This is a genomic window from Methylocaldum sp. RMAD-M, from assembly GCF_017832375.1.
Classification (GTDB): Bacteria; Pseudomonadota; Gammaproteobacteria; order Methylococcales; family Methylococcaceae; genus Methylocaldum.
Genome location: NZ_JAFIBZ010000009.1, coordinates 110,375 through 122,531, shown reverse-complemented (window position 1 = coordinate 122,531; position 12,157 = coordinate 110,375). Strand labels below are relative to the sequence as shown.

Annotated in this window: 9 protein-coding genes; 2 read left to right on the top strand and 7 right to left on the bottom strand. The window is 56.9% G+C overall.

The window, feature by feature from the left end:
- Positions 1-32: 32 nt before the first annotated feature.
- Complete coding sequence (locus JOD69_RS11455; protein ID WP_077729640.1) at positions 33-1,307, bottom strand: MFS transporter; 1,275 nt, start codon at positions 1,305-1,307, stop codon at positions 33-35.
- 615 nt (positions 1,308-1,922) lie between these two features.
- A complete protein-coding gene (locus JOD69_RS11450; protein WP_086134789.1) occupies positions 1,923-2,873 on the bottom strand; it encodes a hypothetical protein in 951 nt (316 codons plus the stop codon).
- 627 nt (positions 2,874-3,500) lie between these two features.
- Here JOD69_RS11450 and JOD69_RS11445 point away from each other — a divergent pair.
- Both JOD69_RS11445 and JOD69_RS11440 read left to right on the top strand, forming a co-directional pair.
- Positions 3,501-4,319 carry an alpha/beta hydrolase gene (locus JOD69_RS11445; protein WP_086134787.1) on the top strand — a complete coding sequence of 273 codons (819 nt, stop codon included), beginning with the start codon at positions 3,501-3,503 and terminating at the stop codon, positions 4,317-4,319.
- 268 nt (positions 4,320-4,587) lie between these two features.
- A complete protein-coding gene (locus tag JOD69_RS11440) occupies positions 4,588-4,803 on the top strand; it encodes a hypothetical protein (RefSeq protein WP_077729539.1) in 216 nt (71 codons plus the stop codon).
- Between the two features lie 89 nt (positions 4,804-4,892).
- On the opposite strand, the gene cynS is transcribed toward JOD69_RS11440, so the two are convergent.
- From cynS to JOD69_RS11415, 5 genes are all read right to left on the bottom strand, one after another.
- Positions 4,893-5,384 (bottom strand): cyanase, encoded by a 492-nt coding sequence (gene cynS, locus JOD69_RS11435; RefSeq protein WP_205780710.1) that lies wholly within the window; start codon positions 5,382-5,384, stop codon positions 4,893-4,895.
- A 1-nt stretch (position 5,385) separates the two neighbouring features.
- Positions 5,386-7,125 carry a bifunctional protein-serine/threonine kinase/phosphatase gene (locus tag JOD69_RS11430; RefSeq protein WP_086134786.1) on the bottom strand — a complete coding sequence of 580 codons (1,740 nt, stop codon included), beginning with the start codon at positions 7,123-7,125 and terminating at the stop codon, positions 5,386-5,388.
- A 590-nt stretch (positions 7,126-7,715) separates the two neighbouring features.
- A complete protein-coding gene (locus JOD69_RS11425) occupies positions 7,716-8,555 on the bottom strand; it encodes a formate/nitrite transporter family protein (protein WP_077729537.1) in 840 nt (279 codons plus the stop codon).
- Between the two features lie 659 nt (positions 8,556-9,214).
- Positions 9,215-10,945: an ABC transporter ATP-binding protein gene (locus JOD69_RS11420; RefSeq protein ID WP_086134785.1), complete on the bottom strand. Its 1,731-nt coding sequence runs from the start codon at positions 10,943-10,945 to the stop codon at positions 9,215-9,217.
- A 10-nt stretch (positions 10,946-10,955) separates the two neighbouring features.
- Positions 10,956-11,948: an ABC transporter permease gene (locus JOD69_RS11415; RefSeq protein WP_077729535.1), complete on the bottom strand. Its 993-nt coding sequence runs from the start codon at positions 11,946-11,948 to the stop codon at positions 10,956-10,958.
- Positions 11,949-12,157 lie beyond the last annotated feature (209 nt).

Genomic DNA, 12,157 nt, shown 5'->3' with positions numbered 1-12,157 from the left:
CGGTGTGTTCCCTTATCCCCATTCCGCCATGCTCAGACCCGCGCACCGGATACCGCGCCCCAGGTCGTGCGCCAGCGTTTCTTGACCATGATCAGGCCGACGAGCCCCAGGAGCGGCAGCCCCGCGAACACGCTGAAACCCAGCGCGAAGCCGTGTTGCACATTCCAGGACCAGCCCAGGGTCTTGGCCAGGAAGAATCCGCCCACACCTCCGGCGCAGCCGACGAGTCCGGTAATCACGCCGATTTCCCTGCGGAAACGCAGCGGCACCAACTGGAATACCGATCCGTTGCCCATCCCCAGGGCCAGCGTGCCGACGAAAAAAATGCCGACGGCAGACCATGCGAGCGCCGGCAGTTCGAACAGACCCCAGCCGGCCACTTTCGCGTCGCTCGCCGATTGCGGCGCCGGCCCCTCCGGCAAGAACGAAATCGCGAGATAGCTCAGGGAAACGATTACGAACAGAACTTGCAGGGCACGGATGCCGCCTACCCGATCGGCCAAAAGCCCTCCCACCGGCCGGAACATCGAGCCGGCGAATACCACAAGGGCAACCATCATGCCCGCGGCTATTCCGGAGACGTGATACCAGTTGGTGAAATAAAGAGGCAGGGCATTGCCGAGCCCCACGAAGCCCCCAAAGGTAATGGAATAAAAGAACATGAACCACCATGTGTCGGGGTCCTTCATGACCGCGGCGTAGTTGGCCAGGGTGACCGGCGTGCGTTTGTCGGGGGCATCCTTGACGAGAACGGCGTAGATGACGAGCACCAGCACCAGAGGAATGAGCAGGAAACCGAACACCGCCTGCCAGCCGAAACGTTCCGCCAGCCAAGGGACGATCATGGAGTCCAAGACTACCCCCATATTGCCGGCTCCCGCGATACCCATCACCACGCCCTGGTATTGGGGCGGATACCAGCGGCTGGCCTGGGGCAAGGCCACGGCGAAGCTGGCTCCGGCTATACCTAAGAGCAATCCCAGCAACTCCACTTCCAGCTTGGAATGCAGGCCGAACACGAATACATAGGTGAGCCCGAGGATCACCAGCAATTGGGCCAGAACGCCGGTCAGCTTGGGTCCCAGATGGTCGGCCATCGAACCCAGAACGATGCGGAATATTGCGCCGGACAGGATGGGAATCGCGACAATGGTGAACTTCTCCGCCACCGGTAGCCCCAGATCCTTGGTGATGTACAGGGACAAGGGCCCGAGCATCACCCAGACCATGAAGGAGACGTCGAAATAAAGAAAGGCGGACAACAGGGTTGGCCAGTGGCCGGCACGCTTGAATTCTTTGAAGTCCATCGACAAATCTTCTCGAAAAATCCTAGAGCCGCTCTCCGGTGAATCCGGAGCAAAAAAAAAAGCGCCCGGCGAACATCGATGCACGATGATCGCAAGACGCCTTTGCCATGTTCCTGAACGCCACCGTTGGCGCAGGTACATTCTATTGATTGATGTAAGCAGCTCGCGTGCCAAACAGCGCGGAAGCACGTCGGCTAGGCATTTCGGCGGTCCGCTGGGCTGTGCAGAATGCCTTCCCGCAGCTATTTGCACCATTGTTGCGCCTACGGTGCACCGAGTTGAAGCGTAGGTACGGATCGCGGGCGCTTAACGGTGGTAAGACGGCACCCGTATTCCGGTGAGTCTATATAAAGTAATGGATAGTGCAGGTGGAGCCGGTTGGATGCCGAACCGGGACTGGCCGGGCATAAACCGCATCGTTCGCGAGTGATGCGCTTCTTTCGTCAGTTTGAGACGTGGATTAGCTGGGTTTTCGCTATCGCTGCAACCCAGCCTACGGTCCCGTCGGGCGCAACGCTGAAATTGCTGGAAGGCCCGGAACAGCGCGGCTTGAAGGTTTCGGTGGTGTTTCCGCCTCCGGCATCCACCGAGGTACGGCCGGGGTGAACCGGCCGTTCAATCGACGCCGCGGGACACGGCAAGGGTTTGCCAGCGGTGCCTCGCGAATACGACGACGGCGAGCGTCACCCCCAGTGTTTCGAAGGATTCCTCCGCCAGAAGTACGACCTGCCCCGGCGTGGAGTTAAACCATGCTTCTCCCAGGCGTGCTGCGCCGTTCGCCTCGACGATCTCGAAGCCCAGCGCGCCTGTCGCGAATACGAGCCCGGCCAATACCAGTTGCCACAGGGCGCGGGGGCCGACCGCTCGACGTGCCGCGACAAGAAACCAGGCGCTCATGACCAGCAGCAACGGCAGGAAAACCAGTGGCCAGAAATACGTCCTGACCGGGCCGACGCTCAGGGTGTTCTCGCCGTCGCCGATCAGTGTGCTGCCTTTCAGCAAGACGCCGACCGCCTCGTGGAACGAAAGCAACTCATCGAACCCGAGGTAGGTACATACCAGCGCGGACGCGAACCAGAAAATCGCGCGGTCGAGGCGGTAGCACTGGAACGAAAGCCACGCGGCAAACCAGAGCTGTAAGCTTGCAAAAATGGCCGGAATTCGGAACTCGCCGCCCATCCAGAACGCGGCACGCAGCCATCTGAGCTGGTCCGCTCCCTTGTCTCGGGTAAGCCAAAACCCGAGACCGAGCAGGAGCTGAACCAGGACCAGGGCGGTACCCAATGCACGCGCTCGCTGAGTTGGGGTTGCGCCCTCGTACCAGGCCGGAAGGTTCGGCGAGAAGAGGTTCAAGGCAAGTGCAGTTCCGGCAAGCAACCAGGCCAGCGCTTCGAATGTCCAGAAATAGAAGCGCTGAGGCCATGCCGCCAGCAGCATAATCGTCCCGGCCTCCCGCTGGGGCAACAGGCTCGGCAGTTGCAGCAGGTGAAGAACCACGCCGGCGGTTATCGACAACAGGAACATGAGCTGCAACCTGTGGTGCGGATATTCGATACGAGTACTCATCTTGCGGATGGCGGGCACGATTTCCGGACAACGAATGGGTGTTTCTTATATCCCGGGGAGGAACGAGTTGCAACCTTCCCCGGAGACGGGCAGGTTTGCCTTATTTAACTTGCGGAATGGCAAGATCACTGGAGATGGAAAAACGCGTAGGGCTCGGGACGCAGCCCGCTCGCTTCGGCCTGGTGGTCGGCTCGTCATCCTCGATATCAAGGACCCGTCTCGCTGACGGATCAAGCCGTCTGGAGCATCCTCTATGAACGCCATCAGCAGAAACCGCGGGAAACGATGGAAAAGCACTTTAAGCGCGGGTTGTTAGCCGAATGGAGAAAAGCAATACGGCTTAACCCGCTCACTTTGAATACCCAACAAACAGACGGAGCGCTAGGGAGAATGGATAGCTTTACGATAAGGAAAAGTATTTTTATCGAAGCAAGGCCGGAGACGATATTCGATGCGCTCACACGGTCGGATGAAATCGTCAAATACTTTCCCCTTAAAAAGGTAAAGTCCGATTGCAAAGCGGGTAGCGAGATATTGTTTGACGGCGAGATTAACGGAAAAGAAATACACCGAGCATCGCCCGTGACGCTTTGTTGCAGGGCGAAGTCGCGGACGTAGGAGGTCGGCATGGCAACCGCAAATGTCAACGGTGTGCGGCTTTTCTATGAACTCCAAGGCAGCGGGGAGGTTCCCCTCGTATTGGTTCACGGCTCATGGGATTCTCATCACGACTGGGACCTGCTCGTTCCCCGTTTGGTCGACTCTTTTCGAGTTCTCACCTACGATCGCCGTGGCCACAGCGAGAGTACGTGTCCGCCGGGACAAGGCAGCGTGCGCGAGGACGTGGCCGACCTTGCTGCGTTGATACAGGACCTGGGACTCGCGCCGGCATGGGTAGCGGGAAACTCGTTCGGCGCATCGATTGCGCTCCGGCTGGCCGGTGAGCGGCACGACCTCCTTCGCGGCCTCATCATTCACGAGCGGCCCCTCTTCGCGCTGCTCGCCGACGACTCCGCCGTTGCGCCGATGCTGGAGCAGGTTCGGCAACGAGTTGGGGGCGTGGTCGAACGGATCGCCTCGGGCGATCATGCCGGCGCCGCCGAACAGTTCGTCGAGACTGTTGTGCTCGGCCCGGGGTCCTGGGCTCAACTGCCGCCGGAGTACAAGAAGATCATGATGGATAATGCTCCGACCTTCCTCGACGAGGCGAAAGATCCCGAACAGCTGGTTTTCGAGCTGGAGTGGATCAAGGAGTTTACGCGTCCGGCTCTCCTCACGCTGGGCGACCAGAGCCCACCCATCTTCGGACCAGTAGTCGGCAAGCTTGCAGAGGCGATGCCTCGCGCGGAGGTCCTGAAATTTCCGGGAGCAGGGCACATCCCGCACGCCACCCACCCGGACGTGTACGCTAAGGCTATTATCGAGTTCGTCCGTATGCACTCGTGATCGTCCAACGGCGGAAGTTACCGTTGCACTGCGTCTAAGCAACGTGTTCTTCGCAGACCGGGAGCCGATTTTCCTTCCATGACAGGAATTTTTGAAAACCAAGGGGAAGCGCGAACAGCGGCGTTCATCGCTTCCTCGGACAAAGGCGTCCTTGGCCGGTTTCGTACGGAACCGGCATGGGCGCTTTTTTTTTCGGCTTCGGAAGAGAAATGTCGGCACTACCCGAATACAAATTCGACCGTGAGGATTCGGCTGCACCCACCGCACCGTGGTGCTCGGCGGCTTGCTGCTGGGTATCGAGGCGGCCCGCGCCATGCACCGTTCCAACATCGGGGCGTTCCTGGCCGAGCATCGCGACTGTGTGATGCCACGCCAGCTCCATATCGCCGCCCAGACTGTGTCTGATTGGGGCTCAACCTCCGCCAACGATTTGGAGCGGGGCGAGCCGGCGCCGGAGTTCGAATTCGACCGGGCGGTGAGCTAGTAGCGGCTCTCACTCGAGCCCGCTCTTTCGCCCGATCCGCCGGTTGCCGACTCGTCTCATAGAGCCCGGCAAAGCAATCCTTTACCGATTTACCAGGATTTGTAAGGCAAAAATTTACCGTTCATGGTGATGACGACGCGATCGCCGGCTGGGTTTTCTTCTTTGCCGACCGTCATGCTGAAATCTATCGCGCTCATGATACCGTCTCCGAATTTTTCATGAATGATTTCTTTCAAGGTTTCTCCGTAAACGCCGACGATTTCATAAAGCCGATAAATAAGCGGGTCTTGGGGTATTTCGAAGGGCCATTGTTTGTGAGGAAACATTTCCAAGGCGGCTCGAACTTCAATAGGCAGCTCCAAAATGGCGCAGAGCTTTTCGGCAATGTCGTGTTTCATGCTGTTCATGCCAAGACAAGCCGAGGCCAGCCAAACCTCATTGACGCCAATCTGTTCGGCAATGGCTGTCCAAGTGAGTTGTTTTTTTACTTTTGCAGTAATAATGCGGTCCGTCATTTGTTCTTTGGTCAGCAGAGAATCGGCTTTGCAAGATGACGGTGTCTGTGTCGATTTTGTTTTCATTTTAGATACCCCTATTTGTTAACTTAAACAATAAGGCAACAACAGTAATTGCCAGAATGAAGGAAACGCTTTTCCAGAAAACTACTGGATTACGTTCGATGAGCGGTGGACGGGTCTTATTCAGAAACGCTTGGTTCGGGTGGCGTAGATCATAGATAAACTCGGATAATTCCCCATAACGCTGATACGGGTTCGGATGTACTGCCTTCCTGAGCACATCATCGATCGAGGCAGGGATTTCCCGATCGTCATCGAGTACAGAGTGATAGGCTAATTTCTTTTGTGCGGCTCTGGTTCTGGCCTTGGAGACTTCGGCGCCATAAGGCAGTTTACCCGACAGCATTTGATAAGCTATAACGCCCAGCGAAAACATATCGGAATATGTTGTCCCGCTTTCGCCAAGAAAATATTCCGGCGCGGTATATTGGGCAGTACCTAGCAGATGACTTCGCTCGATTGCCGTTGTGATCTCCATCAGGCCGGCAACTTTCGTCGAACCGAAATCGATGATCTTCACCGTGCCGGTACGGTCGATCATGATATTGTCCGGTCTCAGGTCCTGATGCAGCATTTCCAGCCTGTGAAAAGCGCGTAATCCTTTGGCAATTTGTTCAACGATGCCGCGCACGGTTTCCAGGTCCGGTCTCGGATTGTCGATCATCCACTGCGTTAATGTCTGACCGTCAATGAATTCGGTGACGATATAGAGATAGTTGCGTTTCCGCGTCTGTGCGCAAGGCTTCAGTACATACGCACTATTGATGCGCCGAGCGATCCATTCTTCCATCAAGAATCTTTCCAAATAAGCCGGGTCGCCCCGAAGATCGATCGATGGCGTTTTGATGATGACCGGTGTGCCGGTTTCGTTATCAACCGCCAGATAAACATGGCTGCGACTGCTGGCATGCACCTCCCGGACGATCTTGTAGCCATCAAAAACCATTCTGGCTTCCAAAATCGGGGGGAACGGCAGTTCGGTTAACTGCTGATAGAGTTCATCCGGATTCTGCTTAGGCAAGTTTTCGATTTTAACGACCTGAGCCGTGAGATTATCCGGACTGCCTTGTTGGTATGCTGCGTCCACGATCGCTTTCGCAGCGGTATCGAGATCGTCTTCATGCTCTCTGATGGCATTGATGATGAACCGAGGACTGGCATATTCATAAACGCCGTCTGTCGCGAATAAGAAAATGTCGCCTTCTTCCACTGGCAATGCTCGATAATCAATTTCGAGCTGAGGATTAACGCCTAAAGCCCGACCAAGATAGCTTTTATCCTGCGATACCCAAAATCGATGATCGTTGGTCAATTGCTCCAAGGCATCATCATGCAATCTATAGATGCGCGTATCGCCCACGTGAAAAATATGTGCGGTGGTTGACTTGATCACCATGCCGCTAAAGGTGCACACATAACCTCTGTCTTTATCGTAACGATACTGGCTTTGCTGTGTCTGTGAATGTAACCAGGAGTTGGTCGCGATCAAAACCCGCTGTGCTGACTTCCTGACAGACCAAGCGTCCGAAGTGCAGAAATAATCCTCGAGAAAACTCCTAACAGCGGCTTCGCTGGCAATCTGGCTCACATCGCTGCTGCTGATCCCGTCGGCCAGCGCAATCGCAATTCCTTTCGAGCTCAACTGGGGCTCTTTCGGTATGCAAACACCGTGAAAATCCTGATTGGTTTCCTTACGGCCTTTGTCGGAGTATTGTCCTACGGAGATTCTTAATTGACTGGACATTTTTGTTTTTATAGATCCGACCTGGTAAAGCTTTTAAGCCGCCCGCCTTGAGCTTGTCGAAAGACTACAAAGCTTCGGCAAGCCCAGCACAAACGGCCTAATACTTCATGGGGACCGGATCAAGAACGAGATTGAGGGAGCTTCAACCGTGTAGACAGCTGAAGCTCTTTCATCTTATTGCATATTATTTGGAGCCGATCCCAGTAGGCTGGTCGCACGTCAGGCGATGATGCTGCAGGCCAAGTAGAGCATGGCAAGATCGTTATCGCCCGTTGTTCCCAATGGATCAAATTACGGCTGAACAGATTATTAATCAGGCCCGTAAATACCCTCCTGGTATTTCGGGCCGCCGCCCAGGCCCGGTACACGCCCGGCCTGGGCTCACGCGGCTTGTCGCCGCGCCGGGGCATCCCTGCCCCGGATTAACCCGGCCAATATTTATAGGCCGGGTTAATAAGCCGGCTATGGGCGCGCCTCCCGACCCACCGTTCCGCTCCCACAACTCATCCGGAATTCCCGCCAGCCATCATCCTTTATTACCAGCCTCACTGATTCCTCTTCACCAACTTTTTGGCATGAGAGGTCACTCGTCAGGCTGCTCTTCCCACCGAGACACGCTCCTTACTGACCCGTTTTGGCGCCGTTCTTACATGTGTGGAATACAAAGTCAGTCCGGTGAACGCGAGCCCGCCAACCAGATTTCCCACAACGGTCGGAATCTCATTCCAGATAAGGTAATCCATGATCGAAAACTTTCCGCCCATGATCAGACCTGACGGAAACAAAAACATATTGACGATCGAATGCTCGAAGGTCATTGCAAAGAAGAGCATGATCGGCATCCACATGGCGATCACCTTACCGCTCACCGACGTGGAAATCATCGCGCCGACAACGCCGGTAGAGACCATCCAGTTGCAAAGCATGCCTCTGATAAAGAGCGTCAGCATGCCTGCCGCTCCATACTTTGCATAACCTAGCGTACGCGCTTCCCCGATACCGGCAATTTTTTGACCTACTTCATTGGGTTCTGTCGAGAAACCGAAGGTGAAAACGATCGACATCATCACCGCCACGGTAAACGCCCCCATGAAATTGCCGATAAAGACCAACGCCCAGTTCCTTAAGATACCGCCAATTGTCACCCCCGGGCGTTTATCGAGCCATGCAAGCGGCGTCAAAACAAATACCCCGGTCAGTAGATCGAAGCCCAACAAATACAGCATGGAAAAACCGACGGGGAACAACATGGCGCCAATGAGCGGAGAGCCCGTCTGTACGGTCATCGCAACCGCAAACACCGCAGCCAATGCCAGGATGGCGCCGGCCATATACGCTCTGATCACCGTATCCCTGGTTGACATGAATACTTTCGATTCACCTGCATCCACCATCTTGGTGACAAATTCTGACGGGACTAAATAAGACATAATTTTCTCCTTTAGCTCGATTATTGGTATCGGTCATGCAATGAAGAACCAGTGAGGCAAAAAAAAAGCGCCATAACCCTAAAGGGGTTAAAGCGCCGTTGCTTAATAAACCTCAGCTCGATATAAGCGTATTTTGTGCCAAGTTTCGTTAATCTTGATAAGTTATTGATAACTAATGGCAATTACGTAGTTTTGTGCGGCTTTGAATGGAATAAAAGATATCGCTTGAACTAACATGGTGCACAGCGGAACAGGGGTGCATACGGGGTCTGCTCTCAGGAATTTTGCCTGACCATCCTCGACAGCCTTGTTTTTTCGAGGCTCACCGCTTGAACGCGGGTGCATATAGGGTCTGTTCCACATGCCAACATGCCCTGGAGCCGAATGGGAGCTTGCGGCTGCTGGCCTCGGTTATATAAGGAGGTGGCCTACGCGGCAGCCGGCGGGGTCGGGAAGGGAAAGGGAAAGGGAAAGGGAAGCGGCTCGCTGATCCGCCGCTTTCCTTTTGCGCGGGTCCTCAACCTCCGGCTTTTCCGTTCCCATCCATCTGGGAACGAGCCAAAAGGCCATTCGGCAACGACATCGCGTTGCGCTCCGTGCGGACTACTCACCGCCCTCGCAGCGTCCGGCGTGGCGGTTCCTCAGCGTGACCCATTTCATCAACTGTGATCGCACTCCGCCAGGAAGGTGAGCAACTGCTCGCGCAATTCGTAGTAGTTCGGGTGTTCGAGCAGCATGGTGCGGGTACGGGGGCGGGGCAGGTCGATCTCGAGGATCTTGCCGACTTTCGCGTTCGGCCCGTTGGTCATCATCACCACGCGGTCGGCGAGCAGAATGGCCTCGTCCACGTCGTGAGTCACCATGATGGCGGTCAGTTTGGTGCGGGTCCACACCTCCATCAGAACTTCCTGCAAGTCCCATCGGGTGAGTGAATCGAGCATGCCGAACGGCTCGTCCAGCAGCAGCAGCTTGGGGGATAGCGCGAATGCCCGGGCGATGCCCACCCGCTGTTTCATGCCGTTGGACAGCTCGCTGGCTTTCTTGTCCCTGGCGTCGGTCAGGCCGACCCGGCTGAGATAGTGCTCGACGATGGCTATGCGCTCTTTCTTACTGGCGTGGGGATAGACCTGTTCCACCCCCAGACAGACGTTCTCGTACGCCGTGAGCCAGGGCACCAGGCTGGGCGCCTGGAATACGATGCCGCGGTCCGGGCCGGCGGTGACCACTTCCCGGCCGTCGAGGACGATGCCGCCCTCGCTGATGTCGTTGAGACCCGCCACCATGGACAGCACCGTCGATTTGCCGCAGCCGGAGTGGCCGATGATGGAAATGAATTCGCCCTTGCGGATCTTGAGATCGAAGCCGTCGACGACCTTGATGGGACCCTTGCGGCTCGGATAGATCTTGGAGACGCGGGAGAATTCCACGTAGCGCTCCAAACCGGCTTTTGCCGGAACCGGCTTGATGTCGGGAGCCTGGTGTTCGCGTGCGGTGTTGGGAAGGACCGTCGGCAAGCTGATGATGTTGTCGGAAGTCGCAACTTCCCGCTCATGGCTGATTTGCATGAGATATTGAGTTACCTCGCGCCGGATGCGCTTGAACTCCGGGGAATGGTTGATGGCCTGGCGGTCGCGCGGACGGGGCAGGGCGACCTCGAATTCCGGTCCCAGGGTTGCGTTCGGGCCGGGCTTCAGCGGAATGATGCGGTCCGCCATGATGATGCCCTCGTCCACGTCGTTGGTGATGAGCACGACGGTCTTCTTTTCCTGGCGCCAGATGCGGATGATTTCGTCCTGGAGCTTGGAACGAGTCAACGCATCCAGAGCGCTCAGGGGTTCGTCGAGCAGCAGGATGTCGGGCGAAGCCGCCAGCGCGCGCGCCACCGAAACCCGCTGTCTCATGCCGCCGGAAAGTTCGGCGGGACGCTTGTCCATGGCGGGGGTGAGATTCACCATGGCAATGTATTTCTCGACCCACGCTGCTCTCTCCGCCTTGGGCGCATCCTTGAACACCTGGTCGACCGCCAGCGCCACGTTCTGGCGCACGGTCATCCAGGGCATCAGCGAATAGTTCTGGAACACCACGCCCCGGTCGGGTCCCGGACCCTCGATGGTCTTGCCATTGCACAGCAGTTCGCCGGCGTCGGCCTCGATGAGACCCGCCATGAGGGAGATGAGGGTGGTCTTGCCACTGCCGGAGAAACCGACGATGGCGACGAACTCCCCCTCCACGATACGGAGGTTGATGTCGTTCAGCACCTCGGTCCGCCGGGCGCCGGTGCCGTAGCCTTTGCCGACGCCTTTCAGTTCCAGCGCCACGGTCCGCGGCGCCGGCTCTTCGGGCGGCTGGCTGTCGAAATCGTCGGTGTAGATGCGTTGTAGGCTTAACATATTGGACTCCTTAGCTTGAACGCTCGCCGAAGCTGACCAGTTGCTGCAAGGTCTGCATGATGCGGTCCAGCAGAAAGCCGACGAAGCCGATGGTGAATACGGCCACCATGATGCGCCCTAGCGACTGCGAACTGCCGTTCTGGAATTCGTCCCACACGAATTTTCCGAGGCCGGGGTTCTGGGCCAGCATCTCCGCCGCGATCAGCACCATCCAGCCCACACCCAGGGACAGGCGGAGCCCCGTGAAGATGAGCTTGAGCGAGGACGGAATGACGATCTTCATCACCTTGGTGCGGGTGGAAAGCCGCAGCACCTTGGACACGTTGATGAGGTCCTTGTCGATGGAGGCAACCCCGACGGCCGTATTGATCAGGGTCGGCCAGAGCGAGCACAGGGTCACGGTGATAGCCGAGATGATGAAGGATTTCTCGAACATGGGCGTGCCGCTCGTCACGTATACCGCACTCACCACCAGGGTGACGATGGGCAGCCAGGCCAGAGGCGACACCGGCCGAAAGATCTGGATCAGCGGATTGATCGCGTTCTGGAAGGATTTGCTCAGGCCGCACAGGATTCCCAGCGGCACGGCGACCAAGGTCGCCATGGTGAATCCGGCGAACACCGTGTAAAGACTGGTAAAGATCTGGTCCAGGTAGGTCGGCTTGCCGGTGTACGGCAGCGGGGTGAATTCCTTGCCCGGATTTTCCGCCAAGAACCGCTCCTTGCGCTTTTCCTGACGTTCGTAGAACGCGGCCTCGCGTTCCCGTTCCGCGATGTGTTCCTGGTACAGGTTCTGGGTTTGTTCCCACACCGCCGCAGGACCCGGCAGTTCCCCGAGCGAGGTTTTGACTCCGGCGGCTCCCACGTGCCAGAGCACCAGAAAGAGGGCGATGCCGAATAGGGGCGGCCAGTTGCTGTGGAAGATGGCCGCCAGTTTCGAATCTCCGTTGGCGTTGGCCTGTGTCAGAGTGCCCAATCGTTGCAATAATGTTTGTGCCGTCATGTTGATCCTCCCTGTCGGAGAGCCCGCGCAGCGCAAGGGCCTTCGACGTGACTGAATGAAGATGGTTTCACTGGTTACCCAAAGCGTTTTCCGGTTTGGCGTAGCTCCCGAAGTAGGTCGGCAATCCATTCCCGATCGCAAACGGTCGCTTTAGTCGCGACCCTTCCGACACACGCCGTCGGCAAGGGACTCGGTTGGCAAAGGATTGC

What these genes read in the sequence shown, in the direction of transcription:
- JOD69_RS11430 (WP_086134786.1), bottom strand. Translation starts at nt 7,125, where the DNA reads ATGTCCAGTCAATTAAGAATCTCCGTAGGACAATACTCCGACAAAGGC.
- JOD69_RS11450 (WP_086134789.1), bottom strand. Translation starts at nt 2,873, where the DNA reads ATGAGTACTCGTATCGAATATCCGCACCACAGGTTGCAGCTCATGTTC.
- JOD69_RS11415 (WP_077729535.1), bottom strand. Translation starts at nt 11,948, where the DNA reads ATGACGGCACAAACATTATTGCAACGATTGGGCACTCTGACACAGGCC.
- JOD69_RS11420 (WP_086134785.1), bottom strand. Translation starts at nt 10,945, where the DNA reads ATGTTAAGCCTACAACGCATCTACACCGACGATTTCGACAGCCAGCCG.
- JOD69_RS11445 (WP_086134787.1), top strand. Translation starts at nt 3,501, where the DNA reads ATGGCAACCGCAAATGTCAACGGTGTGCGGCTTTTCTATGAACTCCAA.
- cynS (WP_205780710.1), bottom strand. Translation starts at nt 5,384, where the DNA reads ATGAAAACAAAATCGACACAGACACCGTCATCTTGCAAAGCCGATTCT.
- JOD69_RS11425 (WP_077729537.1), bottom strand. Translation starts at nt 8,555, where the DNA reads ATGTCTTATTTAGTCCCGTCAGAATTTGTCACCAAGATGGTGGATGCA.
- JOD69_RS11455 (WP_077729640.1), bottom strand. Translation starts at nt 1,307, where the DNA reads ATGGACTTCAAAGAATTCAAGCGTGCCGGCCACTGGCCAACCCTGTTG.